Origin of the sequence: Chryseobacterium sp. SORGH_AS_0447, from assembly GCF_030818695.1 — a bacterium.
GTDB lineage: Bacteria > Bacteroidota > Bacteroidia > Flavobacteriales > Weeksellaceae > Chryseobacterium.
This window is the reverse complement of record NZ_JAUTAR010000001.1, coordinates 310,703-335,261: the sequence shown is the minus strand read 5'-3', so window position 1 is coordinate 335,261 and position 24,559 is coordinate 310,703. Positions and strand designations below refer to the sequence as shown.

Sequence of the window (24,559 nt, the reverse complement as noted above, 5' to 3'; positions counted from 1 at the left end):
AGGTGTGTTTTTTTATCGCCTTATCCGGCGGTTATTCTTCATCTAAAGAGCCCATTACATCTTCGGCAAGGCTGGCAAAATCGGCTTCGTCTATGGATATTACCTTTTCGTACGCTTCTTTGTCCCAGACCTCGAAAAGTTCTCCCGCCCCGGTAATCACGATGTCTTTCTGAAGACCGGCGAATACCGTAAGGTCTTTTGAGATCTGTAACCTTCCTGCATTATCCAATTCTACCGTTTTTACTCCTGCCGTAAACATTCTGATGAAATCAGCATTCTTTTTTACAAAACGATTCAGTTTGTTGATCTTGCCCATCATTTTATCCCATGCCGTAATGGGGTAAACTTCCAGGCAGGACTGGAACACAGATCTTTTGACCACAAATGCCTTATCATCGAAGTTCTCCATCTGTTTGATTAAAGAGGAGGGAACTTTTAAGCGGCCTTTGTCGTCAATTTTACACTCATATGTCCCAATGAAACTTTTCATTTGGGACAAATTTATATAATAATTTCTAAATCCTCCCACTTTTTACCACTTTTTGCCTTAATGTTAATAAGTTTTATTAAAGATTTAATTTCGGGGGTTTAATATTCTGATATGATGGGGGTTGTGGGAAGTATTATTTGACCCATAGAAAAGAGTTTCACAAAAAAGTGAGGAAAAAGGAGTTTGGTATATTATTTTTATTTTAAATTAGAGTATTCAAAATATTTTTGAGGTTTAATTTGTATTTTTGCAAGGCTTTATTAAGGCATTTTATGATATTTAGTACAAAAAAAGAAAAGAAATATACCTTTATAGAGGCGGGAGAGGGACATCCATTGGTGTTGCTTCATGGTTTGATGGGAGGATTGAGCAATTTCGATAAGATGGTGGATTTTTTTTCAGACAGGGGATTCAAAGTATATGTTCCCCAGCTACCGATCTACGAGTTGCCGGTACTTAATACCAATCTTACGACTTTGGCCAAGTATATCGCCAAATTTTTGGAAACCCATGTGGAAGGTCCTGCAACAATTGTCGGGAACTCTATGGGCGGACACATCGGACTTATCCTGACCCTGGCGAGGCCGGATTTGGTTAAAAATCTTGTACTTACGGGAAGTTCGGGCCTGTATGAAAGGACTTTCGGGGACAGTTTCCCGAGAAAGAACGACCGTTCCTATATCAGAAAAAAAACAGAAGAGGTCTTTTATGATCCTGCCGTAGCTACCGAAGATCTTGTGGACGAGGTCTTTTCTGTGGTAAATGACAGGATGAAAGGCATTAAAACGGTTATGCTGGCCAGAAGTGCCATCAAGCATAATATGCTGAACGATCTGCCGAAGATCAAAACGCCTACCTGCCTGATCTGGGGAAGAAACGATAATGTAACTCCTCCGGAAGTTGCGGAAGACATGCATAAATTTATTCCGAATTCGGAGCTGTTCTGGATCGATAAATGCGGCCACGCAGCGATGATGGAAAAGGCAGACGAATTCAATGAAATTCTTTACAGCTGGCTGAAAGATAAAGTTTAAAATATAGGATAGGAGGTAAGTTTTACTTCCTATTTTTTTGCTAAACATCAACCTATCACAAGCGTAACATTTATTACTCTTTTCCATTTTACACTTATCCTATTTAAAAATTTCTATAATTTTATCTAACCTGTTGTTTTATAATTAAATAAAACTGTTGAAAGCTCCTTACTATTTTATAAGAGAAGGCTAAGTTTTCATGTCGGCTTTTTTATTCCGATATTTGAAGAATTAAAATATGCAAAGAAATGGTTATTAAAACAGCAACGTTTGTAAAGAGCAGCGGAAAATGGCAGGAATGTCCGGAGCCGAATATGCCGGAATATGCATTTATCGGGAGATCCAACGTAGGAAAATCTTCTTTGATCAATGCAATGATGAACCATAAGGATCTTGCGAAAACTTCCGGAACTCCCGGAAAAACACAGCTCATCAATCATTTTCTGGTGAATGAAAACTGGTATCTCACCGATTTACCGGGATACGGATATGCTAAAGTTTCCAAATCCATCCGTAAGGATTTTGAAAAACTGATTACCAATTATATCTTGAACCGAAGAAACCTGGTTAACCTTTTCGTACTGGTAGATTCCAGGCATAAGCCCCAGGCGATCGATTTGGAGTTTATCCAGTGGTGCGGGGAAAGCGGGGTTCCTTTTTCGATTGTTTTTACGAAAGTGGATAAGCTGAAACCCAATGCCGCGATACAGAATGTAGAAAATTATAAAGCGGAACTGCATAAGACCTGGGAAGACCTGCCGGAAATCTATGTTACCTCTGCGGAAAAGAAAGAAGGCTGTGACGAAATCCTGCGTTTTATCCAAAAGACCAATGAGTTCCTGGTTAACAACAATGTAAGTTTTGATGAGTAATATAATCTGGAAAATAAAAACGTTTGAGGAATTTACCGTTCCCGAACTGTATGCCGTTATCAAAGCGAGGGTAGATGTTTTTGTTGTAGAGCAGGATTGCCCCTATCCGGACCTGGATGGTTACGATCAGAAAGCTGTTCACCTCTGGGCTGAAGAGGATGGGGAAGTGCTGGCTTACTGCAGAATCTTCGATAAAGGGATCAAGTATAATGAAGCATCAATCGGAAGGGTTCTGACCACGGAAAAGGCAAGAGGCAAAAGCCTGGGGAAACAGTTGATTGCTTATGCTGTACAAGCCATTGAAAACCGTTTCCGTACTTCGGAGATCAGAATTTCTGCACAAGACTATCTGCTGCGGTTCTACGGCGGATTCGGTTTTGAAGATACCGGAAAAAAATACCTCGAAGACAATATTCCGCACACGGAAATGTTTAGAAAATAATAAAAGCGAAGAACCACTCTTCGCTTTTTACTTTAGAATATTTTCTGAATTGTATTTAGCATCAAATTTTTCCTGAGACATGAAGATGAAGGAAAAAAAATCTATTATGCCAATTACTGAAGGGATTAAAGTCCAAAAAAAGAAAGCACTGATATATCCTTTGGTGCGCTGTCCCAGATAGATACGGTGTGCACCGGCAAATCCTAAGAATAAAGCCAGAACAGCGGCTGCCGTTTTATTTCTCCGATGAAATCTTACTTTCATAACTTCAATTCTTTCCGCTCTTTCTTCTGACTTTTTCCTTTTTTCACGTTCTCGTTCTGCCTCAACCTGCTGAAGCCGGGTTTTCATTCCTGCAATTTCTTGAGAAGACAATGTTGTTAAGCGAGAAATATAGTTTACAACATTAATAAGGTGTCTATTTGCATCTTGAATTTCCACAGAAGAATCAAAAGCACCAAAATTTCTCATTACTTCAATGCTTATTTCAGTCTTATTTTCAGAAACACGGCTTAAATTGATAAGAATAACGGCTCCCCAACTTAAAAATTCACTTGCTTTAAATATATACTGGTTAAAAACATCGTCTTGCTGACCAGGCTCATACTTATGATCAAGCAATGAGATGTTTTTAACACTTTCCCTGATTTTTTCTAAAGGAAAATCTACTATTATGCTCTTTTTTGGATTGGAAACAAGCGAATGATTTGTCATGATTATTTTAAAGCCTGCAAGTTAATAAAAATGCAGAAATACGCTTACCTTCAAGGATTGCTGATTTTAATTTAAAGCGGTAAGCTATTCTTTATTTTCCCGTAACCACTTTCATAATAATCGGTTCCAGATTGGAAGGCAGATCAGCCGATTTGATCTGATAGCTTTTGATTTTCATTTCTTTAAACCAGTTCTCCCAATATTCTTTGATAACGGCTTCTTCAAAGGGGTTTCCTTTTTCAGGGTTAATTCCTAAAACGACTACCTCAAGATTGCTAAGGCCATCGTTTGCCTTTACAAAGCCGTATTTGTTCTTTTCGATAATCTTTTTAAAATCTGTTGTCGTAAGATTATTTGATTTTATCAGTTTTGAAGTTAAATAGGAGGTTTTATTTTCCTGTGAAAATTTAGAATCATCATGATACATATAACCGTCTGTCAGGATAAAAAGAATATTTCTTTTATCATTTTTTACGCAGTAATCTTTGACCTTATTTCTAAAAAACTCCCAGATGTCGGAGCCTATATAATTTTTATCTTTAATGGCTGATTGATAAATGTATGACGGAATTTCGGAATATTTCTTTTCAACGGCTGCAAAATATTCTTTCGACGTATTTTTATCAAAAGAAACCTTTAGTTCTTTTGTGAAATCATTGATCTTGGGATCGGAAGGCTCCGGATTGAAAAACACCTGCATCTGATCGTCATAGGTGATGATTCTTTTGGATTTCATATGATTGAGAAATCCTTTTTCGATGGCTTTGATGTATTCGGTATCCCGTTGAAAATATGGCATTGCATGATTGGGATTGGTTGCAGGATCTATCCGGTCTGAAAGGTCGATCAAAATACTGACATTGATATTGTTTGGATCAGCAACAACGGTGTCTGTTTTATTTCCTTCTGTATTTTCTCCTCCTTTTTTACAGCAAGAAACCACAAAAACGATTGATAGCAAGTAGAATATTTTTTTCATAAAGTAGATTTAAAGAGATGATAAATAAACCAGGTTCTGGTTATCCGAATTGGCTCCGACGGTTTCCAGATTCGTGTTGTAAGTTTCAATACAGGTGTCGATCATGGTTTGCTTTTCCGTTTTGGATACAGCGATTTTTTCTCCGATAAATGTAATCCAGCCCTGCACATATTCCGAAGCATAGAGTTTATAATCTTTGGTAGGGATAATAACGCCGTCTATGATGTTCTGCAGTTCTTCGATTCTGCCACGGGTTTTGATAATAAGTTCTTTGGTGCTTCCGATATTGGCTATAATCTCTTCAATTTCTTTTTTCAGGGTGTTGATCTTTTCCTGAAAGAATTCCACTTTTTTCTGCCGGATTTCCTGTTCGTTTTTAATCCTGTCTTTTTCACGGTGCTCTTTCATGATAAAATCAAAAACCAGCCCCCAGATAACATATACAACGAATCCCGCAAAGATAATTCCCCAGAATTGAATCTTCGTAAAAGCTATTTTAAGGTCGAATGGAGGAGATTCGAAAGTCTTGTTTAATTCGTATAATTTTGACTCGATTTCATATGCTAGAATAGCATCAAAAATAAAAGTTACGATGAATAATAGGGCAAGTTTAATATAATTGATTTTGGTTTTATTTTCTCCGAACATATGAATCAGAAATCCTAATCCTAAGAAAACAAATGGAATAAGGGTGACGAATGCCACTTCAATAAACCCGTCATTCCACGCTTTCATCCAGGCATTGGCATCCAGTACACTTTGGATAACCGTACTTTTTGCATCAAAACTTTTGAAGAAAGCTGAATATGAGGTCGATATATAAAAAGTAGCCAGGTATAATGTGATAGGAATCAAAAGAATCGTACCGATCCAGAATTTGGCAGAAGCTCCCCTTCCTGCTTTCACATTATACTTTTCTGGATTTCTGGGTAAATCAAGGATTTCAGCTTTTAAGTTTTCAATCGTATGCTGATGGTTTTCAATTTCTGTGTTCTTTGTTTTCAGCTGTTCCTCTCTAGTCTCTTGGGAGACCGTTAATGCTTTGATTTCCGTTTCCCTGTTTTTCTGTTCATTGACGTAAGATTCTTTCAGCTTCTGCTGCTTTTCGACCATTTCTTTTTCTTCATTCTGGAATTTGGAATATACCGCATCCAGGCAGATAGAAAGGGTAGAGTGGTTTCCGCTGGTGCGCGAACTGTCGCGGTATCCCGATTCGTGATAGGTTCTTCTCCTGCTTTCTTCAAGAGATTCATCATCAGGGTTCACTTCGGTTTTGGGAAGCTCTTCCTGTGCTGGTTCTGCAGGAGCCGGCTTCAGCCGGAATAAATTTTTTATGTTGGATGTATCCATAATGCTTAGTTTTTGAGTTCGTATAAAATTTCACTTTTGTTTTTTCCGGTTTTTACAGCTTCAATAAGATAGTCTACAATAGCCGTTGCATTTTCTTCCAGGAATCCGAACATGACCACATATTTCTGCATGGCACTATATTCATTCGGGGAAACCGTGCCGTCTGCCCAGATCATGGCGGTAAGATCATAGAGATAATCCACTTTTTCTTCAATGGTCTGTGGCACCCATGATTTTAAATTGATCGGGTTCATCAGTATTTCATCCAGATTTTTAGGAGAAATCCCTCTTTCTTCGGCACATCTGTAAAGCATTTTCAATTCCAGTGCGCTGAAATCATCGTCACAGACTGCCATTTGATACAGTCTTAAAAAATGGGCTTTAAGGTTTTCCGTTATCTGATTGTTTTCCATACGGTTATTGTTCTTTTAGTTTTTTAGGGTTAATAATTCGGTCTCTGGAAACAGCTCGCTGATGTATCGGTAATGTATGTTCCTGTGTTTCTTCGGTTATTTCCTCTTCTTTTTCAGGTACCTGTTTCTCAATGAAATTGATCAGCAGGAACAGGATCCCCGTTATGGTATCAATCGGAATCCAGATGCCTTTCCGGTAGAGATAGATCGGGAAAACAGGATTGAAAAGAATGAGGATGACAAGAAATACGATACTGAAATAAGGCTGTCTCGAAGTTATCGTATGGTATAAAACCAATAAAGCTCCGGCGGAAACGAGAATTCTCAGAAAAGTATAATATTCGATAGGAAGTTTGAAAATACCGATGAAACAACACAGCGCACAGAAGGTGAGAAGTGGTTTCATGATGTGATTTAAAATCCTGTTTTAAGGTTATATTTGTTATTAAAACGATATTCAGACATAAAAAGGAACACAAAAAAATCAATAAGTGCAATAAATGCAGGAATAAAAGTCCAGCAAAAGACAAGATAAAGTATTCCCATACCATTCTGTCCTAAATAAAATCTGTGAATGCCTAATCCTCCTAAGAAAAAGGTAAGTAAAACGGTGGTAGATTTTGATTTCATAACTTAAACTCTTGATAAGATTTCGTTCTTTTTTGTTTCAAATTCTTCAGAAGAAATTATTTCGTTCTCCTTTAAATCTTTTAATTTCTGCAATAATGCAAAGGGGTCCTCATTTTCAATCAATAAAGGTTTGTTCTCCTGCTGAAATTGCTGTGGCTGAGTGATAATCGGAGTGGCATTGTTTACCGTCACACCTCCGGCGGAGGCCCTGAGGGTTTCCAGACTTTTTTCTCTTCTCACTCCGTGCATTCTTTCTTCCACTTCCTGTGCGAACTGATAAAGTTTTCTGGCCTGGTTTTTTGGAAGATAATCCACCATATTGGTGAAGTTTTTTGTAGTTTTCATCATAAAGGTAGAACCGACAATTCCTTCTTTAATGTGGCAGTCTAAGACCTCTACCCATCGGTAATCCTGGAAATCCATTGATAACCCGAAGGTTCTCGGTCTGCAGAAGATAATTCTTCTGTTGGTAAGTGCAATACATTCGGGAGAAAAATTGAGGATCGGTTTCTTCTGAACCGCAATATATTCCACTGTTTCCTGCGAAGTCAGCAGGCTGTTGATCCTTCCCAAAAGCTTTTCGACAGCTTGTGGATCCTGCTCTTCATTTAAAAATTTCTTTAAATTCATGATATTTGTTTTTGATTATTTCACATCCTTTCGTTTAATATATCCTGTTTTATTGGCGGGCTCTACTTTTACCTTATACCAGTCTTTCATCTCCTGCAGCTTAATCAGCCGGTCATTTCTGGTAACATTAATTAAGATCTTCGATTTTTCGGAAGGACGTTCATAAATGCTGACTCCCGCAACTCCTGCAAAGTACCTGTTGTTAGAATTGATATTGATATCTATCTTATCAATACGAACTTTTGGCGGCTTGCTGGATTTTGATTTTGAGGTTTTGTGTTTTTTAGAGCTGCTTTTTTTGGAAGAACTCCCGGAAGACGAACTTCTTCCGGAAGATCCTCCACCGCAGACTCCGCAGGACCCTCCACTGTTGCAATGTCCACACCCTGAACAGTTGGAGCACGCAGAACAATTGGCAGAGCCGGTGCATCTACCGTCATGGCCTACATTGTCGTTGGCTTTAAAACAAGAATTTAAAATAAATACACTGAAAGTGATTATGATGAAGGGTATTAGTTTTTTCATGGTTATCAGTTTAGTTATAGTTCTCCAGGGTCATCAGGAGTTTATCACGGTAATTATAAATTTCATCCAGCGTGCCCAGCAGGATTTTTTCGCCGGCTTCCTTTCCGTTATGGAAGGTTTCCAGATATTTGTTATTTGTATTAAAATGAAGCCTGCAGAGCGGTTTACGGTTGTTGTCGTCCAGCAGGATCCCGAAATACGATAGGGTATCGCGGTAGGCGATCCTGGTCGAAGGAATTTTCTCGCGCAGAATTGCTTTTACGATCTGGAAGCCCTCCAATTCCTCTTCGGTAGTTACGATTTTCGATTCGTTATTCTCATCAACCGGCTGCTGTGTTTTTACCGCATCGTCCTGCTTTTCGATCTGTTCATTAATGCTTAAAGCCGACTTCAGCCTGAAACTGATAGACTCATTAATGGAAGTCGTGAGTGCTTTTTTGGTATATTCCTTAAACGGAACCATCCGGTTGGCGGTAATCGGTTTTTCGAAAAAACGGCTGACCAACAGTTTAACCATCTCATCCGAAGGATTTTCTATTTCCTTTTCAAATTCCTTGCGGATCGCTTTGATGTATTTCAGGGCTTCTGCAGAATCCAGGATCTCTTCAAGATTGTAATCTTTCTTGGTGAATTTCTCCAGAATCTTAATGGAACTGTCTTTAATGTCTTCGATATTAATGGTGAAAAATGGCTTTTCATCCATAATATTCGGTTTTTCCAGATCCGTGTAGAAGTTATAGACAATTCCGTTGGTGAGCACGCCGAATCGGGTTTTCGAAACATGGTAATACCGGTGAAGCTGCGAATTGTGGGCATCGGCGCTTTCTTTCCAGTGCTTGCATTCAATAATGAATATCGGAGCATCGTTGTGACGGATCACATAATCCACTTTTTCCCCTTTTTTCGTTCCGATATCACAAACGTGCTCAGGAACTACTTCTGTAGGATTGAAAATATCATAGCCTAAAATCTGGATAAAAGGCATGACGAATGCATTTTTGGTAGCCTCTTCCGTTCCGATCTGGTCTTTCAGGCCAACGACTTTCTGGTGCAGCTGCTCAAGTTTAATTTTAAGATCCATATTCATTGGTTTTTACGGTTTCATCAACGATTTCTGCGGTGGGCGCATTGTACTTTACGGAAGCAATTCCGCTTTCCATGCCGGATTTTGAACTGTACAGCTGGCTTTTTCCGATAATTTCGCCGTTCCTTGCTTTTAGAACAAAATATACTTTTCCGTTAACGGCTGTTCTTTTGTCGTATCGGGAATCATCCTGAGCATTGGCTTTTACCGATTCGATTCCTTTCTGGCAGGAAACTTTCTGGACATAGCCTTCGCTGGTTAAAATAATTTCGCCGTTTCCGGCTTTCAGATTAAACTGATATTCGTTGTTTACTCTTCGGGTAATGACAAATTTTCCCATGGTTATTAATTTTTATTTTTAATAAATCGTTCTGAAATTTCTGATTCGTTCAGAATCTGTTGATTCGGCAGGATAATATAGGTTTCTCCTGTCAGGTTTTCGATGATACAGGCTCCGGATCTGCAGTTTTGGAAGCGGTATTTCAATGCTTTTAGTCCTGAAACAAATCCATCTGCTGTTGTTTTCTCATATACATATTTTGAACAGCTTGTTCTGAAAATACATTTTCTTCTTTTTGACGGTGGAATGATCCGCCAATACATTTTAATCGGAAGTAGCAGGAGATTTTTCATCTTCTTTTTTACTAAATACGACCATCTGAAAGGAGGTCATGTATCCGGATTTTTCCGTATTTCCAAAGCAGCCCTCTACCGGCTGTACGTAGGTAGATACGCTTTCAAGCCTTACATACTCCCACCCATTCTCAGTGTGGGTTTTTACTAACTGATCTAACTGTTCTGCAATATTTTTGGAACTCATATTATTTGGGTTCACTGTTGCAACAAAAGGTATTACTTTGTATTCCATGATTGTTTTTGTTTTACATTTCAAAAGTATCACCCCTTGATGAATTTTTTTTACGGAAAACCGTAAAACCGGCAAAAAATAAAAAAACCTTTCAAAAAACTTGAAAGGCTGTAAACAAAATAAATAAGTTAAATGATTCCGAGATCCTTGCAGAAGGCGACCAGCTGCTCGTTGCTGTTGACGCTGAGGTCTTCCTTCAGGCTGTTGAGTCTTTTTTCCACGCTGCTGAGGCTAGAAGGGCGGATGCTCTTTTCTTCGAGGTGGGCCGGAATGTTTTTTTGCAGTACCCCTTTGGAAAGCAGGGACACAATTACGATATCGTAGGCGGAAAATTCATAATTGTTGAACTTTCTCATTTCCTGTTTGAGCTCAAAGGAAATATGATCTTCGCCGATGTATACGGAAGCAATGGCTTTCTTTAAATCTTTGGAATCATTACGGGCCTTCTGCACATAGCCGTTGATGTGATACTCGGAAAAAAGATTATCGATGACGCCGGTCTTGCGTTCAGCGGAGAAGACGATCACTTTCAGATCGGGCTGAAGGGTTCTTGCTTTCTCAATGAGCTCTTTACCGTCTTTAAGATGCTGGGTATGGTGGTCTTCTTCATAATAAAGATCGGTGATCAACAGGTCGTAGGGCTGCTCTTCCCGAAGGGCTTTCTGGATTTTCCCGATCGCATCATCGCAGTAGTACACATAGTCTACCTTCGGAATATTCAGATCCTCAAGGGTTTTCTGGACGGAAATGTTGATGCTTTCGTGATCTTCGGCAATTAAAATTTTTTTGAACATGGTTATACGGTTTAATTAAAAATATAGGTTTAAGACCTCAAAAGTAAAAGCATTTATCATTCCGCCATTACGGGTTCTCGTAAATAATGAAAAAAATAGATAATTCCGGTCTTTTTACATCAGATCAGTCCGATATCTTTACAGATCACAATCATCTCGATATTGTTTTTCGCCCCGAAGCTGTCGCGGAGCTCGTTCAGTCTTTTTTCGATGGAGCGGATGCTGTAGGGCTGCATCTGGTGTTCTTTCAGGTAAGCCTGGATTTCGTGCTGCTTGGAACCTTTGGCGAGTAGCTCCAGCAGTTTGAGGTCGTAGGCATCCAGTGCGAAAGGGATATTCCGGATGGCATTCAGAATTTCCTGCGACATCACGGTTTCTCCTTCAAAAACTTTCCGGATGGTATTCCTGAGCTCTTTCCCGTCGTTTCTGGACTTGCTTACAAACCCGTCGATGCGGTAAGTTTTATAAAGATCGTCTATGATCCTTGCCCGCTTTTCTACGGAAAACACCACGACTTTAAGTTCGGGCTGGACCTTTCTGGCTTCCCGGATCAGTTCCTGTCCGTTTTTCAGGTGTTGGCGGACATGGTCTTTTTCAAAAGAAAGGTCGGCGATCAGCAGGTCGTACGGCTTATTTTCTGTGGCTGAGGTTTTCAGCCTTTGCAGGGCTTCATCACAATGGGTTGCAAATTCACAATGGGGAATCGATAATTCTTCCAGGTTCCGTAGAATGCCCAGGTTGGCGACTTCCTGGTCTTCAACAATTAATACTTTTTTAAACATAACAAAACGGTTACGAAGCAGGGAAGGAGAGATTCACTTTCAACCCTTTTTCAATTTTTGTGTCAAAAGTAATCGTCCCGCCGATCGCTTCAATACGGGAAGCCGTATTCCGTAAGCCATTTTTATAAATAAGATCCCCGGAAATCCCTACACCATTGTCTTTGTACTGGATTTCAACGGTTTCACCGGTTTTTTCAAATTTAACCGCCACATGGCTGGCCTGGCTGTGCTTTTTCATATTCACCATCAGTTCACGGACCATCTGGTAGACTTCTTCTTTCACGGCCGGAGATACTTTTTCCCAGACTGAAGGATCATTGCCTGCCGTAAAGGTTTTCACCGTTGCATTATTAAATCCGGCGATAAGCTCTGAAATTTCCTGGCTGAACTCTTTTTCCTCCCCGGCTTTCTCATACGAAAGATCCCTCGACTTTTCATACACAAATTCCAGTTCGTCCAGCGCCTTATCCCGGTCAAAATCTTTCTGGTTCTCAATCTTCGCCATCACCTGGTAAATCCCGTTCGCGACCACGTCATGAACCCTTTTGGACATTTTAAGCTGGGTGTTTTTGACTTCGAGTTCTTTTTCCTGTTTTAGTTGCTTTTGTCGTTTGGTATACCAGATGATTAATATAATAATTGCTAATCCTAAAAGACCTAGGAAAAAGTATTGTCTTGAAATTTTTAATTCTTTTTGTGCATTGTCTAATTCTTTTCTTTCACTATCATATTTTATAAAAGAAAATCTAGTTCTATAATCATTTCTACTAGATTGGATACTGTCTGAAAGTTTTTTATATTGATTAAAATAATTTTTTGAATTTACAGGGCTATCCAATATTATTAATCTTTCAATAGATTCTAATTTGTCATCTGGGCTTTTGATTTTTGTTGCTGTTTCATACATCTTTTTTGCGTAAAAAAGAGATTTTTCATTATCTATATTTTTATAGATATCTGATAAATGTGCATATGTTGAATTTAGGCCCCAAAAATCAGAATTCTTTTGTTTTAGTCCTGCGATTGCCTCGATATTTCTTTGAGCAGGATAATTTTTATTTTTTAACCATTTTATATATTCAATATTATCTCTTATTCTATTTTTTAATTTTAAATCAAGATCTTTAGTAAGATCTATTTTTGATAAAATGTCTAACGCTTCATCATAGCGTTTTAATTTAAACGCTGCTACAGATTTATTACTTAAAATATTGATTCGTGATGTTTCAGGAATAGTATTTTCTGACAATGCCTTATTATACCATTTAAGAGCTTGTTCATATTCTTTTTGATCTAATTTTAAGTTGCCCAATGTATCATAAATAGAATAAAGGCTTTCATCGTTATCTTTTATTATTTTTAAAGCTTCTACTAAAGTTGCTTCAGCTCCAAATATGTCACCACTTCCTTGTTGAGCAATTGCTTGACAAATTAAACTCTTAGAGATATTTGAATTATCTTTTTGTTTCTTATAATAATTAATTGCTTGTTGGAATTTTTTATATGCTTCAATATTATTTTTTTGAAGTAATAAAATTCCTTCGTCATAAAATTTATCTCCATTAATTGTATCAAAACTTTGCTGTTTTTCCTTTTTACAAGAAACCAGAAAAAACATAATAATTAATAAATATTTTATCATTTCACTAAATTAATAAAAGAATTTGTATTGTAATTAAATCATTTATTATTAAAATTATTTTATAAATAAATGAATATTAATGACAATAAATAAAAATCCGCCTTAATAATTTAAGACGGATTCATTTGTTTATTATTTTTTAGGAGGTAGTGTTGGTCCTGTTTCACCTCCCGTATCTCCACCTGACCCTCCGGTTCCTGGATCTATTCCTGTTCCCGGATCAGTCGTTCCCGGATTGGTGGTTTGAACGGTTACTGTTCCGTTATTATTATCGCTGTTGCATGATTGTGTATTGGCATTATTGTGTCCGAATGCTAATCCTAATAGCATCAAAATGAATTCGATCATTGTCAAAAAATTTAATTGTTGAGGCATTCGTGCTCTTCCCTGCGAAACAGATCGCAGATAGTTTTACACGTGAAAAATTTCGAAGCGCTTCTTAAATTTTTTGGGAAGTGAACCTTCAAAAACGGAAGAGAAACATCTGCTTCCCAACCCGGATATTTTCTTCCGTTTTATCTGGTAGTTTTTGAAATCAGTTTCGTAACTTTGGTTTTGTCTTTTGTTTTAATTGTTTGTTTCTCACTGATTTCTATGGCAAAGTAACGGCGAATGGAAAGGCAAGGGTTAGAAAGTTTTTGGAAAGTTTTTGGAAAGTTTTTTTCGGTGAGATATGCGGAAAACCGTAATGATGTTGATTGAATTCTTTATAATTTCGAATTAATAATAATCATACATATGTCAAAATTTTTACCCGAGAGAAAGAGACTATTAGAGGAAGTTTATGAAAAAGCTTCTAGTACAACTACAGAAACTTCATTTAATGGAATTCTCTTACATTTAGAGAGAACTTTAGAAGATCATTTCGAACCGCTGAGTTATAAATCATTTGAGAACTACTACAAGGCAATCGTTGAGAATGATGTAGATTACAAAATAAAAACGCCAATTTTGGATAATCTAAGCAGGTATGTAGGATATGACAATTTTAGAGAATATTGTGCTGGGTGGAAAACCATTGAACACACGATTCAGCAAGCGATTTCTAAAATTATGATTACTATAATCAATAAGCCTATTTTTACAATGCCTGATTTCCTCAAAAAGAATGGACCGGGAATCGTAGAAATGGCTTTTGTATTACTTCTCGTGACAGGCGGCGTGGTATTTTCTAAAGGCCCAAAAAGAATTTTTGGCTTTACGTCAATTTGGGCACCTCCGGCCATTGAAAAACCTTATATGTATTGGGATAAAGACCGCTACATAGCCAGTGACAGCAGTTATATAAATCCTCAGACTGATGTGGTTCCCATGGATCCCACTAAATTTGTACATCAGAAAAAAATAACGCGACCGGACACGCTTACAATCGAAAATGCGAAGGGTAAAGTTTGGTATGACAAGAGCGATAATCATGTAGAATTTTTCACTAATTATGGGGAACATCCGGAAAACGGAAAGACCTTAAAAGTAGCTACCGAATACATTGTTGAAACTTATGGCGGCGAAAATGCTTTAGCTGAACTGGCCGAGAATTAAATTTCTTTACAATGATTTAAACTTTACGTAAAACAATTCACCGGATATTCCTTTACTTTCGTCTTTTTTTAGGATGAATAAAGGAATATTCTCATTTTTAGTGCTGGCTTTTTCCCTGTTTCCGGCGCAACAAAAACCGGTACGGATCGCTTTCCTTTCGGATGTGCATTTCCAGGATCTGTACGGAAGCTTTTCAGACAATGATTTTAAAGGAATTACCAATCCCGGAACGGGAAAACCCACGATCCTCAGGACCATGGATTCGCAGCTGCACTCGACCCGAATTTTTAACGAAAACTATTTCGCTTTCCTGAAAGCACTGGACAATATTGCGGCAAAAGGAATTAAGATCGTAGCGATGCCCGGTGATTTTTCAGATGACGGGCAGGCCTACAACATCCGCGGGCTGCACCGGATCCTCGACCGGTACCATCAGCAGTACGGCATTGATTTTTACCTCACCACCGGAAACCACGATCCGGTAGGTCCGTTCCGCCAGGAAGCCGGAAAGGACGATTTTCTGGGGCAGGATGGAAATCTCCTGGGAATTTACAGCCGGGAAAATATCGGGAAAACCCATCCTGAAATCATTACCCGGGACATTGCCGAATCCGGGTATCTGGAAATCCTGCACGAACTGAAAGACTTCGGGTTTTATCCGAAAAAGAAAGATGTGTTCTGGAGCACGCCTTTCGGTTTCAATCCGGAGAACGGATATTCATACGAAAAGGCAGTACAGGACGCCGACTATTCGAAAAGGATGTATGACGTGGCAGAAAGATTCACCGTTCCCGACCTGAGTTATGTGGTTGAACCGGTAAAAGGAGTCTGGCTGATGGCCATCGACGGAAACACCTACATCCCGAAAAACCTGAACGAAAACCCCGGAAACCCCTCCAATTACAAAGGCGCAGGCATTGGGTACAATAACGTCTTAACCCATAAAAAACACCTCATCAACTGGGTAAAAAAGGTTACCGCCGAAGCCAGACGGAACGGTAAAACAGTAATTGCCTTTACCCATTATCCGATGATCGATTTCAATGACGGGGCCACCGGTGAAATCAAAAGCCTGTTGGGTGAGAAGAAATGGCAGTTGGAACGGGTTCCGGAAGAAGAAGTGGCCAAAGCCTTTGCAGAGGCAGGGCTGACGGTTCATTTTGCCGGGCATATGCACATCAACGATACGGGCATCCGGAAATTCGGCGACCATATGCTGGTGAATGTTCAGGTACCTTCCCTGGCTGCCTACCTTCCGGCGTATAAAATCCTGACCGTCAACTCCCCGGATCAACTGGAAGTAACGACGGAAACCGTAGATCAAGTTCCGGATTTTGATGAACTTTTCCCGCTTTACGAAAAAGAATACGAGGCTTTACAGAAAGACAAAACAAAAATCCTCTGGAATAAAGACATCCTGAAAACCAAATCCTATCACGATTTTATGCTGTTTCATCTGAAAGAGCTGGTCCGCCTACGGATGATTCCCGGCGAATGGCCGCAGGATTTCATTCAGAAATTAAAAAAAATGAATGGGGAAAACCTGTTGCTGCTGATTCAGCCTGAAAAGCAGTGGAGAGAAAACGGAATCAGCACCGAAGGATTCAGAAAATGGAAGGCTGAAGAAGTGTTGCTCGATCTGTATAAATTCCAGTCGGCGGATGAGCTGGCCAGAAAGAACATTCCGAAAGAAAGATTACAGCAATACCGTACCCTTGAAGCATTCTATGAGAAAAGCCGTCCGCAGGATCCGTTTGCTTTGCAGGTGAAATCCCTGTTTCATATCCTTTCCCTCCTGTCCTCCGGAGATCCGGCAGATCACTTTATCATCGATCTGAAAAAGCAGGAGATCAGAAAATTATAGTTAAGTTCCTACAGGTTTCGCACTCTGCATTTAATTTCCTTGTATTATTCGCGAAAAAATTTGGGTCATTTGTGTTTAAAAAGCATCATGTCAAAATCAAAAAGTCATATCTGAATCCGGATAAATTTCCCGTGTTATTTGTGAAAATATTTTTGTCATTTGTATTTAAAAATCAGAAAAGACCACCGGTAACCGGCAGCCTTTTCCTTTATAAATCTAATCGTAAAAAATGTTCTATTTTCCGGTTACAGGATTTTTCCGTTCATAGGTACGGTGATCAAAACTGATTTTATAGTTTGACTTAAACAACGTGCTCGGCTGATAATAATCGGTTGTGATGATCTGTGCCCCGCTTGCTTTTGCCTTTTCAAACCTGGAGTAATCCTCTTTTCTCGCTTCCATGGTATCGGCATCCGCCCGCGTCCGGACAATGTATCCTTGTTTTATCAGCCCGGTAATTTCGGGACCCGGATCATTGCGGAATAAAACCGCCGCTTCAGCAGTTCCCGGAGCCGAATTGGTAAAGATCATTCTTCCTTTCAGCGACGGATGGCCTTTGATATAGAGGTCCCGGTTTTCGCCGTTGTTGTCGAGCACGAACAGGAATTTGCCCTTTGCCTCTTGTACTTTCGGCCAGTTTCTGTTTAAAACCGCTGCATTCAGGGTAGGATAGGAGCCACGGATCTCATCGGGCGTGATGATTTTATTTTTCCCTAAATATTTTACAAGTTCGGCATCCAGGTCGTTAAACAGTTCGGCCGTATAATGTTCCGGTTCGGTACCGTACGCGTTGGCATTGCCATCTTTTGGTTCCAGCGTAATGAAAATCGGGTCGTGATCAGGGTGGGCATCCGACCACTTTTTCAGATCCTTGAGGCAGTCTTCCAGCGTATAATATTGGGTCTGGTAATCGATATCCGTAATATGGATCATTTTGTAGCCCGGCTTTTTCATCTTTCCTTCCGGATCGAAAGGCTGTGCGGTTTTTACCAGGTCCAGAATTTTCGGGTGGGCATATTTTCCGCCTTTGCTGTCGGCGTAGACATCAATTTCAAGATTGCGGAGCCCGAGGTCCAGCTGCCGGGGAATCGGGATGTGCTCATACTGGATCCTCGGGAGAAGATTCTGGGAATCCCTTTTCGAAAGGTATTCATACACCTCAGGAAGGAGGGTCTTTTTATAGGAATTGTGAGAGCCGATTACCTGGATCTCATTTATTTTAAGATCATCAAGTGGCTGCACCTGCGACCAGAAAAGTGAGAACGGGGCGAGGGACATGACTAAAAAAACTGCCTTTTTCATGAATTCAAATTGATTCAGCGAAATTAACGAGTCTTTGTGCGACCGTACTTATACAGTATGTTAAGTCTTTTTTAAGGTTATGTAAATGGATAAAATGCCCTGTTTGTAAGTGTTTGATGATGAATGGGATGGTATCGTCCCGAAAACGAACATTTATATTTATTTGATTTTAAGATAATATTAGGTTAAAATCATTTCCGCTTAAACGTTTTTACTTTGTACCCCGAAATAAAACTAACGACGGCCTGAAATGAAAACCACTGTTGCGGCAACAACAGCGGCTTTTATCAAGCAAGGTAACGTCATGTAATTACTTTACTTAATGATATGTACCACAAAATTAATTCTTTTACGTTTAAAAAACTAATTCCGATCGCCCTGATTTTCCTGGTGGGCCATCAGGTTCATGCAGAAAAGCTTCCGGCGCGTTATGCAGTCGCCTCGCAGGCGAATGAAACGATTACCGGAAATGTATCGGATCAGGACGGCTCCGCCATAGAAGGGGCGAAAGTAACCGTAGTGGAAACGGGAGAAACCGTAACCACAGATGCCTCCGGAAATTTTACGGTTTCGGCAGGAATCGGGCAGACGTTATCCGTTTCCTATGACGGATATGCCGCGCAGATGGTAAAAATTTCAGGCCCGACGGTTTCCATCAGCCTGAAATCTAAAAAAACTGCAACTTCCATTGAAGAAGTAACCTTAGTGGGATACGGTTCGCAGAAAAAATCGGATCTAACCGGAGCCATCAGCCAGCTGAAAGCGGAAAATTTCAAAGAAGGAATGAACATTTCTGTGGACAATCTCATGCAGGGTAAAGTAGCCGGGGTTCGGATCGTGCAGACAAGCGGTGAACCGGGAGCCGGAGTGAATGTTTCCATCCGGGGGATCGGATCCATCAGAAGCGGAAGTACGCCTTTGTTCGTAGTAGACGGTGTTCCATTGAACAATGATCCGGTAAGTGCCCAAAGCCCGAACGTAGGACTGGGAAATGTACAGGCAAAAAACCCGCTGAATTTTTTAAATACCAATGATATCGAATTCATCACCGTTTTGAAAGATGCTTCTGCAGCCGCGATCTACGGAGCCAGAGGATCAAACGGGGTGGTATTGGTGACGACAAAAAGAGGAAAGAAAGGAGAGCCGATGTTTACCTATGATACGTATCTGGGCTTTTCTTCGGTGATCAAAAAGCTGGATCTGCTGACGGCAGACGAATATCGGGCAGCAGGAATCAATAAGCTGTACGACCACGGCGGAAATACCGACTGGCAGGACGAGATCTACCGAAATGCGGTTTCTTCCAATCATTCGGTTTCCTTTTCCAAAGCGACGGATACGGGAAGCTATTTTGCTTCGGTTTCCCACATGGATCAGGACGGAATCGTACTGAACAGCAGCTTCAAGAGAAACACCGCCCGGATCAACGCAGAAGAATCTTTTTTTGATAACAAAAGGCTGAAAGTAAAGGTAAACCTTACCGCAAGTGATATTAAAGAAACCGGAATCCCGAATGGCGGAAACGCCGGGTCCGACGGGCAGCTGATCATCCATGCGCTGATGGCCAACCCTACACGTTCCGTATACGATGAAAACGGAAATTATACCAATTTCAACATGAATGCCCACTACAATCCGTTGTATTTGCTGAGCGTATACAGTGACAAAACCAATACCTTCAGGGTGCTGGGGAATACGGAAGCCACACTGAGGATTTTACCGGGACTGAATTACAAATTCAATCTGGGAATCGATAAAACCATGTCGGAAAGAAATACCACCATGTATCCGAATATTACCGACCGGACGCCGAAAGGAGTATACGTTCAGGCCAATCTGGATTCCTATAATGTGCTTTTGGAGCATTATCTTACGTATGATTTTAATCTTCAAAGACATAATTTCAGTCTTTTGGGAGGTTTTTCTTACCAGAAATTTAAAAATACCGGGACTTATTTCGGGGTAAAAGATATTGCAGCGCAGGGAGCGGGAATTGCTCCGGAAATCAATCCCGGATACTCAGGAACGGCATTTGTGCCGGGCGCCGGCTATGCTCAGGAAAATGAACTGCAGTCGTATTTCGGAAGGGTAAATTACAATTTTGATAAAAAATACCTTCTGACCGCTTCCCTGAGAGCAGACGGCTCTACGCGTTTCGGAAAAAACAACAAATACGGATATTTCCCTTCGGTAGCGGTAGGCTGGACGGTTTCCAATGAAAATTTCCTGAAAGACTCACAGATCATTAATGAATTGAAACTGAGAGGAAGCTGGGGGCAGACCGGTAACCAGGAAGTTCCGAACAAAATTACCCAGGCCAGTTCTTCTCTTACCCAGGCGGCGGGATATTATTTATATGATAATTTAAATCTGATCAACGGGGTGGCCATCAACCGGACGGTAAATCCGGATCTTAAATGGGAAGTGGTGGAGCAGACCAACATCGGGGCAGATTTCAGCCTCTTCAGAAACAAGCTCTACGGATCATTGGAATACTATCATAAAACAACGAAAGATCCTATCCTGAATATTCCTTCAAGGCCGTTAAGTCCTACCAGTAACGTCTGGAGAAACGTTGACGCGCAGATCGTAAACAAAGGGTTTGAATTTTCCTTAGGCTCCGAAATCATCAGAAATGAAAACTTTACCTGGAACTTCGATGTAAACGGGGCCACCGTAAACAACGTGGTAAAAGATCTTCCGGTTTCAGCAATCTATTCAGGGGAAGTTTCCGGACCGGGACTTTCCGGGGTAACGGCGAATATTTATAAAAACGGCTATGAAGCAGGGTCCTTTTATATGTACAATTACCTGGGAGTGGATGCCAGCGGAAAATATATCTATGAAGACCTCAACGGCGACGGAAGAATCGATCAGAACGACCGAAAAATTTTCGAAGGGGCCATTCCGAATTTCACTTTCGGGATCAATTCCTACATGAAATACAAGAAATTCGACTTTGCATTCTCCTTCATCGGGCAGACCGGAGGATATCTGGTCAACAATACGGCATTGGATTTAAACATCAACAACCTGGCTTCGGACAGGAATGTGCTGAAAAGCTTTTACGAATCGGGGGCAAGTTTCACCAATCAGCCTCAGCTGTCTTCCTTATATCTTGAAAAATCGGATTTTCTCCGTCTGAATAATGTAAGGCTGGGATACACTTTCGATATCAACCAGCTGAAATTCCTGAGAAGCATTAATCTGTATGTAAGTGCACAGAATGTATTTACAATTACCCATTATTCCGGTTACGATCCGTTGGTGGATACCAACAAGCAGGTGGGAGGAAACCAGTCGCTGGGAATCGATTATACTACTTATCCTTCTGCCAAGACCTTTATCCTGGGCGCAACCGTTAAATTTTAATTAAAAGAAATCATGAAATCTAAATTTTTAAATATCAATACCCTTGTTTTATCCATTGCCGCACTGGCGCTGGTAGGATGTACTAACCTGGATGAAAAAGTAATCGATGAGGTGCTGGGCGCTGAAGTGGCGGATCCTGAAGCGGCTCTGGCGGCAGCTTACAGCCAGCTGGGTGAGGGAACTTTTGTAGATCATGGCGGAGTCTTCGCCCTGCAGGAATATTCTACCGATGAGGCCATTCTGCCAACCCGGGGAAGTGACTGGGGCGACGGCGGAAAATGGAGAGCCATGCACGAATTTACCTGGGATGCCAATAGCGATGTGGTAAAAAACACCTGGAATCAGCTGAATTTCGGGATTACCAAATCCTTAACGGCAATCGCGAGCGCCAATAAAAGTACAGCGGCCAATAAAGATTTATTCCTGGCAGAAGCCAAAGGACTGCTGGCATTTTATACCTATACGACGATTGATCTGTTCGGGCAGGCACCATACAGAGATCCGGATAACATTAATGCTCCTATCCAGATCCGCAAAGCGGAAACCACTATTGATGCTTTGATTACGGAAGTGGAGGGACTTATCCCCAATTTGGCGGACATCAAAACCAAGAATACCCATGCCGGAAGATTTACCAGACAGGCCGCTTACGCACTGCTGGCGGATATGTATCTGAACAGGGCTGTTCTGAAAACTAAAACAGCCAGTACCTTCAGCTTTACAGAGCAGGCCATCAACGGAGGCGGTACGGATATGGATAAAGTGATCCAGTATTCCAATTTACTGATCAACAATTCCCTTTTCAGCCTGGAATCCAATTATTTCCACAATTTCGACATCGACAATGATACGAGTAAAGAGATGATCTTTACGGTGGTTCAGAAAAAAATTGCGAATTCGGACAAAGGTTCCGATAATGACCTGGCCTATATGTCCATGGAAAGAATTCAGAAACCATCACCTGACAACCGCGGGACAAATGCGTCGTGCGTAACGCCGGAATTTTATTATTCCTGGGACGGAAACCATAACGATCCCCGTTTCCAGAGAAGCTATCAGTACTCAGACGGAACGTGGTTCAGAAACGACGGTACCGATGTAAGCGTACCCTCTACCAGCAAAGTAGAAGGAACAGGAAAGCCCTGGTTCCATTTCAACAGAGGCCTGCAGGTGGGGCAGCAATACGGCCCTAAGATCGTCAATGGGAATTTTGATATGACGGCAGATGGCAGAATTAAAGTTTATAAACTTTTTACAGAAAAAAATACAACTCTGGCCGCAGATTTTACGCCTGATCTTAATTTTGATAATCCCTCGGAAGCTGTCTTTACCCAGGCACAAATCAACAGAGGCGTAAGAAACTTCAAATTTGAATTTGATCCCGGCTATGGAAACAACGGTACAAGCGGTGTCGATATCCCTTTATACCGTTTGGGAACGATTTATATGATGCGGGCGGAAGCCTATTTCAGAAACGGAAATATAACGGCTGCCCTGGCGGATGTTAATAAACTCAGACTAAGCCGGACGAATGATGCCTTAAAAGGCAATGCTCCGGGAGTTGCGCTTACTTCTCTGGATGCCAATACTTTATTCAAGGAATCGGGCTATGAGCTGTATTGGGAATTGTACAGGAGAAAAGCCATGATCCGCTTCGGGAAGTTTGATCTTGCGGGAACGGCAAAACCGGCTACCCAGCCTTACCGGAGAATTTTCCCGATTCCGCAGGCTACCATTGATGCCTCAAAAGATTTTACCCAGAACCCTGGATACTAAACGGTTATTTCTTTTTATAAAGCGATTATTTTTGTAAACAAAAAGCGAAGGGATTAGTCTCTTCGCTTTTATTTTTTTAAGATCGATGCAGGATTACTCTGCATTCAGCATCCCAAGTTCCCCGAAATGCTTTTTGAATTTCTGGATCTTCGGCCCTACGACAGCGCTGCAATACGGCTGTGTCGGGTTTTCATTATAATACCCCTGGTGATACTGTTCTGCCGGCCAGAACTTCTCAAATTTCGTAAGTTCGGTAACGTAAGTTCCTGTCCATCTTCCGGATTGCTTGGAAACTTCGATGGCCTGTTCTGCTTTTGCCTTTTCCGCATCATCTTTGTAATAAATGACGGAGCGGTACTGGGTTCCGACATCATTGCCCTGTCTGTTGAGCTGGGTCGGATCATGAAGGAAGAAGAAAACGTCCATCAGCTGTTCATAGGAAATAACGGCCGGATCATAGGTGATCTGCACGACTTCCGCATGGCCTGTTGTTCCCGTACAGACTTCTTCATAAGTCGGATTGTCTTTATGGCCTCCGGAATATCCTGAAATAGCAGATTGTACGCCTTTCAGCATATTGAAACAGCTTTCCACACACCAGAAACATCCGCCTCCGAAAGTGATCTGTTCTAAATTATTGTTATCCATTTTCGTTTGATTATGATTTTAAATATTTTCTCGTTCACGGAATAGGAATGGAGAAAAACATATCAAAAATAAGGAAAACTTTTTCAATTCATGCCCAGTCAAAGGGACGAAAGATAAATTGCGGTCATAGATCAGACAAATGGCTTATGGATTGCGTATGCCATAATTTTAAAATAATAGCTTTGTGATATCGCCGGAGATTTTTAACGCAAAAATTTCTTTTCGGATTCCACAAAAACATCTGCGTCATCTGCAAGGTCTGCGTGCTATTTTCTTTAACGCAAAGATTCCTTTTCGAAATGTATTATTTAAAGGAAGAAAAGGGTGAATCAGCAAGCTGATTGATGAAGGTTACGTTCGCGTCGCGCAGCAGATTTATCTGCCTTGCTTCTTAAAATCAGAGGTATAAAGCATCCATCTTTGCGTTGAAAATTCCACAAACAAAAATCTGCGTCATCTGCAAGATCTGCGTGCTATTTTCTTTAACGCAAAGATTCCTTTTCATGATGTATAATTTTAAGTGAGCAAAGAGCGAATCAGCAAGCTGATTGATGAAGGTTACGTTCGCTTCGCGCAGCAGATTTATCTGCCTTTGCTTCTTAAATAAGCAGTATAAACATTCATCTTTACGTTGAAAAATTCTACAGACAAAAATCTGCGTCATCTGCAAAATCTGCGTGCTATTTTCTTTAACGCAAAGGTTTCCTTTTCATTATGTATAGTTTTAAGTGAGCAAAGGTCGAATCAGCAAGCTGATTGATGAAGGTTACGTTCGCTTCGCGCAGCAGATTTTATCTGCCTTTGCTTTC

26 protein-coding genes are annotated in these 24,559 nt (G+C 40.6%); 7 read left to right on the top strand and 19 right to left on the bottom strand.

Annotated elements, in window-relative coordinates; all coding sequences use genetic code 11:
• Window positions 1-31 precede the first annotated feature (31 nt).
• On the bottom strand, window positions 32-490 hold the full coding sequence (gene mraZ / locus QE422_RS01560) for a division/cell wall cluster transcriptional repressor MraZ (protein ID WP_307454620.1): 459 nt from the start codon (window positions 488-490) through the stop codon (window positions 32-34).
• A 272-nt stretch (window positions 491-762) separates the two neighbouring features.
• Here mraZ and QE422_RS01555 point away from each other — a divergent pair, with 272 nt between their 5' ends.
• The 3 genes from QE422_RS01555 to QE422_RS01545 all read left to right on the top strand — a co-directional run bounded on the left by QE422_RS01555 (window position 763) and on the right by QE422_RS01545 (window position 2,838).
• Window positions 763-1,524, top strand: a complete 762-nt coding sequence (locus QE422_RS01555) for an alpha/beta fold hydrolase (protein ID WP_307454618.1) — start codon at window positions 763-765, stop codon at window positions 1,522-1,524.
• A gap of 248 nt (window positions 1,525-1,772) precedes the next feature.
• Window positions 1,773-2,396, top strand: a complete 624-nt coding sequence (gene yihA / locus QE422_RS01550; RefSeq protein WP_307454616.1) for a ribosome biogenesis GTP-binding protein YihA/YsxC — start codon at window positions 1,773-1,775, stop codon at window positions 2,394-2,396.
• The gene (locus tag QE422_RS01545; protein WP_307454615.1) at window positions 2,389-2,838 is read left to right on the top strand and encodes a GNAT family N-acetyltransferase; all 450 of its coding nucleotides are present in this window, start codon (window positions 2,389-2,391) and stop codon (window positions 2,836-2,838) included. The genes yihA and QE422_RS01545 overlap by 8 nt, the downstream gene beginning before the upstream one ends.
• A 27-nt stretch (window positions 2,839-2,865) precedes the next feature.
• On the opposite strand, the gene QE422_RS01540 is transcribed toward QE422_RS01545, so the two are convergent.
• The 16 genes from QE422_RS01540 to QE422_RS01465 all read right to left on the bottom strand — a co-directional run bounded on the left by QE422_RS01540 (window position 2,866) and on the right by QE422_RS01465 (window position 13,597).
• A complete protein-coding gene (locus tag QE422_RS01540; RefSeq protein ID WP_307454613.1) occupies window positions 2,866-3,552 on the bottom strand; it encodes a TM2 domain-containing protein in 687 nt (228 codons plus the stop codon).
• 91 nt (window positions 3,553-3,643) lie between these two features.
• A complete protein-coding gene (locus tag QE422_RS01535) occupies window positions 3,644-4,531 on the bottom strand; it encodes a hypothetical protein (RefSeq protein ID WP_307454611.1) in 888 nt (295 codons plus the stop codon).
• 9 nt (window positions 4,532-4,540) lie between these two features.
• Window positions 4,541-5,881, bottom strand: a complete 1,341-nt coding sequence (locus tag QE422_RS01530; protein WP_307454609.1) for a beta-carotene 15,15'-monooxygenase — start codon at window positions 5,879-5,881, stop codon at window positions 4,541-4,543.
• Window positions 5,882-5,886: 5 nt separating this feature from the next.
• Window positions 5,887-6,294, bottom strand: coding sequence for a hypothetical protein (locus QE422_RS01525; protein ID WP_307454607.1), 408 nt, complete (start codon window positions 6,292-6,294; stop codon window positions 5,887-5,889).
• 4 nt (window positions 6,295-6,298) lie between these two features.
• Window positions 6,299-6,700: a DUF6804 family protein gene (locus QE422_RS01520; protein WP_307454606.1), complete on the bottom strand. Its 402-nt coding sequence runs from the start codon at window positions 6,698-6,700 to the stop codon at window positions 6,299-6,301.
• Between the two features lie 8 nt (window positions 6,701-6,708).
• Window positions 6,709-6,924 carry a TM2 domain-containing protein gene (locus tag QE422_RS01515; protein ID WP_307454604.1) on the bottom strand — a complete coding sequence of 72 codons (216 nt, stop codon included), beginning with the start codon at window positions 6,922-6,924 and terminating at the stop codon, window positions 6,709-6,711.
• Between the two features lie 3 nt (window positions 6,925-6,927).
• Window positions 6,928-7,554 (bottom strand): PH domain-containing protein, encoded by a 627-nt coding sequence (locus QE422_RS01510; protein WP_307454602.1) that lies wholly within the window; start codon window positions 7,552-7,554, stop codon window positions 6,928-6,930.
• A gap of 15 nt (window positions 7,555-7,569) precedes the next feature.
• Complete coding sequence (locus tag QE422_RS01505) at window positions 7,570-8,079, bottom strand: SH3 domain-containing protein (protein WP_307454600.1); 510 nt, start codon at window positions 8,077-8,079, stop codon at window positions 7,570-7,572.
• A gap of 10 nt (window positions 8,080-8,089) precedes the next feature.
• Entirely contained in the window at window positions 8,090-9,160 is a 1,071-nt protein-coding gene (locus QE422_RS01500) for a type I restriction endonuclease (protein WP_307454599.1), read from the bottom strand.
• Window positions 9,150-9,503 (bottom strand): YegP family protein, encoded by a 354-nt coding sequence (locus QE422_RS01495; protein ID WP_307454597.1) that lies wholly within the window; start codon window positions 9,501-9,503, stop codon window positions 9,150-9,152. The genes QE422_RS01500 and QE422_RS01495 overlap by 11 nt, the downstream gene beginning before the upstream one ends.
• A gap of 5 nt (window positions 9,504-9,508) precedes the next feature.
• Window positions 9,509-9,796: a membrane protein insertion efficiency factor YidD gene (gene yidD, locus QE422_RS01490; RefSeq protein ID WP_307454596.1), complete on the bottom strand. Its 288-nt coding sequence runs from the start codon at window positions 9,794-9,796 to the stop codon at window positions 9,509-9,511.
• Window positions 9,768-10,031 (bottom strand): hypothetical protein, encoded by a 264-nt coding sequence (locus tag QE422_RS01485; RefSeq protein WP_307454594.1) that lies wholly within the window; start codon window positions 10,029-10,031, stop codon window positions 9,768-9,770. Before QE422_RS01485 ends, yidD begins: the two co-directional genes overlap by 29 nt.
• 128 nt (window positions 10,032-10,159) lie before the next feature.
• On the bottom strand, window positions 10,160-10,825 hold the full coding sequence (locus QE422_RS01480; RefSeq protein ID WP_307454593.1) for a response regulator: 666 nt from the start codon (window positions 10,823-10,825) through the stop codon (window positions 10,160-10,162).
• Between the two features lie 119 nt (window positions 10,826-10,944).
• The gene (locus tag QE422_RS01475; protein ID WP_307454591.1) at window positions 10,945-11,607 is read right to left on the bottom strand and encodes a response regulator; all 663 of its coding nucleotides are present in this window, start codon (window positions 11,605-11,607) and stop codon (window positions 10,945-10,947) included.
• Between the two features lie 10 nt (window positions 11,608-11,617).
• Window positions 11,618-13,249 carry an ATP-binding protein gene (locus QE422_RS01470; RefSeq protein WP_307454589.1) on the bottom strand — a complete coding sequence of 544 codons (1,632 nt, stop codon included), beginning with the start codon at window positions 13,247-13,249 and terminating at the stop codon, window positions 11,618-11,620.
• A 132-nt stretch (window positions 13,250-13,381) separates the two neighbouring features.
• Complete coding sequence (locus QE422_RS01465) at window positions 13,382-13,597, bottom strand: hypothetical protein (RefSeq protein ID WP_307454588.1); 216 nt, start codon at window positions 13,595-13,597, stop codon at window positions 13,382-13,384.
• Between the two features lie 390 nt (window positions 13,598-13,987).
• Between QE422_RS01465 and QE422_RS01460 the strand changes: the two genes are divergently transcribed.
• Together QE422_RS01460 and QE422_RS01455 are read left to right on the top strand one after the other, a co-directional pair.
• The gene (locus tag QE422_RS01460; RefSeq protein ID WP_307454586.1) at window positions 13,988-14,788 is read left to right on the top strand and encodes a hypothetical protein; all 801 of its coding nucleotides are present in this window, start codon (window positions 13,988-13,990) and stop codon (window positions 14,786-14,788) included.
• A gap of 73 nt (window positions 14,789-14,861) precedes the next feature.
• Entirely contained in the window at window positions 14,862-16,652 is a 1,791-nt protein-coding gene (locus tag QE422_RS01455; protein WP_307454584.1) for a metallophosphoesterase, read from the top strand.
• A gap of 234 nt (window positions 16,653-16,886) precedes the next feature.
• Here QE422_RS01455 and QE422_RS01450 read toward each other — a convergent pair whose 3' ends face one another.
• Window positions 16,887-17,954: a phosphatidylinositol-specific phospholipase C1-like protein gene (locus QE422_RS01450; protein ID WP_307454583.1), complete on the bottom strand. Its 1,068-nt coding sequence runs from the start codon at window positions 17,952-17,954 to the stop codon at window positions 16,887-16,889.
• A 327-nt stretch (window positions 17,955-18,281) separates the two neighbouring features.
• On the opposite strand from QE422_RS01450, the gene QE422_RS01445 reads away from it, so the two are divergent.
• Entirely contained in the window at window positions 18,282-21,326 is a 3,045-nt protein-coding gene (locus QE422_RS01445) for a SusC/RagA family TonB-linked outer membrane protein (RefSeq protein ID WP_307454581.1), read from the top strand.
• A gap of 12 nt (window positions 21,327-21,338) precedes the next feature.
• The gene (locus tag QE422_RS01440) at window positions 21,339-23,102 is read left to right on the top strand and encodes a RagB/SusD family nutrient uptake outer membrane protein (RefSeq protein ID WP_307454579.1); all 1,764 of its coding nucleotides are present in this window, start codon (window positions 21,339-21,341) and stop codon (window positions 23,100-23,102) included.
• A gap of 93 nt (window positions 23,103-23,195) precedes the next feature.
• On the opposite strand, the gene msrA is transcribed toward QE422_RS01440, so the two are convergent.
• Window positions 23,196-23,750 (bottom strand): peptide-methionine (S)-S-oxide reductase MsrA, encoded by a 555-nt coding sequence (gene msrA / locus QE422_RS01435; RefSeq protein WP_307454577.1) that lies wholly within the window; start codon window positions 23,748-23,750, stop codon window positions 23,196-23,198.
• Window positions 23,751-24,559: the final 809 nt, after the last annotated feature.

Excerpts from the sequence above, each read along its gene's own strand:
- QE422_RS01440 (WP_307454579.1), top strand. The coding sequence starts at position 21,339 with ATGAAATCTAAATTTTTAAATATCAATACCCTTGTTTTATCCATTGCC.
- QE422_RS01475 (WP_307454591.1), bottom strand. The coding sequence starts at position 11,607 with ATGTTTAAAAAAGTATTAATTGTTGAAGACCAGGAAGTCGCCAACCTG.
- QE422_RS01515 (WP_307454604.1), bottom strand. The coding sequence starts at position 6,924 with ATGAAATCAAAATCTACCACCGTTTTACTTACCTTTTTCTTAGGAGGA.
- QE422_RS01455 (WP_307454584.1), top strand. The coding sequence starts at position 14,862 with ATGAATAAAGGAATATTCTCATTTTTAGTGCTGGCTTTTTCCCTGTTT.
- QE422_RS01450 (WP_307454583.1), bottom strand. The coding sequence starts at position 17,954 with ATGAAAAAGGCAGTTTTTTTAGTCATGTCCCTCGCCCCGTTCTCACTT.
- QE422_RS01480 (WP_307454593.1), bottom strand. The coding sequence starts at position 10,825 with ATGTTCAAAAAAATTTTAATTGCCGAAGATCACGAAAGCATCAACATT.
- QE422_RS01500 (WP_307454599.1), bottom strand. The coding sequence starts at position 9,160 with ATGGATCTTAAAATTAAACTTGAGCAGCTGCACCAGAAAGTCGTTGGC.
- msrA (WP_307454577.1), bottom strand. The coding sequence starts at position 23,750 with ATGGATAACAATAATTTAGAACAGATCACTTTCGGAGGCGGATGTTTC.
- QE422_RS01545 (WP_307454615.1), top strand. The coding sequence starts at position 2,389 with ATGAGTAATATAATCTGGAAAATAAAAACGTTTGAGGAATTTACCGTT.
- QE422_RS01535 (WP_307454611.1), bottom strand. The coding sequence starts at position 4,531 with ATGAAAAAAATATTCTACTTGCTATCAATCGTTTTTGTGGTTTCTTGC.
- QE422_RS01485 (WP_307454594.1), bottom strand. The coding sequence starts at position 10,031 with ATGGAATACAAAGTAATACCTTTTGTTGCAACAGTGAACCCAAATAAT.
- mraZ (WP_307454620.1), bottom strand. The coding sequence starts at position 490 with ATGAAAAGTTTCATTGGGACATATGAGTGTAAAATTGACGACAAAGGC.
- QE422_RS01445 (WP_307454581.1), top strand. The coding sequence starts at position 18,282 with ATGTACCACAAAATTAATTCTTTTACGTTTAAAAAACTAATTCCGATC.
- QE422_RS01540 (WP_307454613.1), bottom strand. The coding sequence starts at position 3,552 with ATGACAAATCATTCGCTTGTTTCCAATCCAAAAAAGAGCATAATAGTA.
- QE422_RS01495 (WP_307454597.1), bottom strand. The coding sequence starts at position 9,503 with ATGGGAAAATTTGTCATTACCCGAAGAGTAAACAACGAATATCAGTTT.
- QE422_RS01505 (WP_307454600.1), bottom strand. The coding sequence starts at position 8,079 with ATGAAAAAACTAATACCCTTCATCATAATCACTTTCAGTGTATTTATT.
- QE422_RS01510 (WP_307454602.1), bottom strand. The coding sequence starts at position 7,554 with ATGAATTTAAAGAAATTTTTAAATGAAGAGCAGGATCCACAAGCTGTC.
- QE422_RS01530 (WP_307454609.1), bottom strand. The coding sequence starts at position 5,881 with ATGGATACATCCAACATAAAAAATTTATTCCGGCTGAAGCCGGCTCCT.
- QE422_RS01525 (WP_307454607.1), bottom strand. The coding sequence starts at position 6,294 with ATGGAAAACAATCAGATAACGGAAAACCTTAAAGCCCATTTTTTAAGA.
- yihA (WP_307454616.1), top strand. The coding sequence starts at position 1,773 with ATGGTTATTAAAACAGCAACGTTTGTAAAGAGCAGCGGAAAATGGCAG.
- QE422_RS01470 (WP_307454589.1), bottom strand. The coding sequence starts at position 13,249 with ATGATAAAATATTTATTAATTATTATGTTTTTTCTGGTTTCTTGTAAA.
- QE422_RS01465 (WP_307454588.1), bottom strand. The coding sequence starts at position 13,597 with ATGATCGAATTCATTTTGATGCTATTAGGATTAGCATTCGGACACAAT.
- yidD (WP_307454596.1), bottom strand. The coding sequence starts at position 9,796 with ATGAAAAATCTCCTGCTACTTCCGATTAAAATGTATTGGCGGATCATT.
- QE422_RS01555 (WP_307454618.1), top strand. The coding sequence starts at position 763 with ATGATATTTAGTACAAAAAAAGAAAAGAAATATACCTTTATAGAGGCG.
- QE422_RS01520 (WP_307454606.1), bottom strand. The coding sequence starts at position 6,700 with ATGAAACCACTTCTCACCTTCTGTGCGCTGTGTTGTTTCATCGGTATT.
- QE422_RS01460 (WP_307454586.1), top strand. The coding sequence starts at position 13,988 with ATGTCAAAATTTTTACCCGAGAGAAAGAGACTATTAGAGGAAGTTTAT.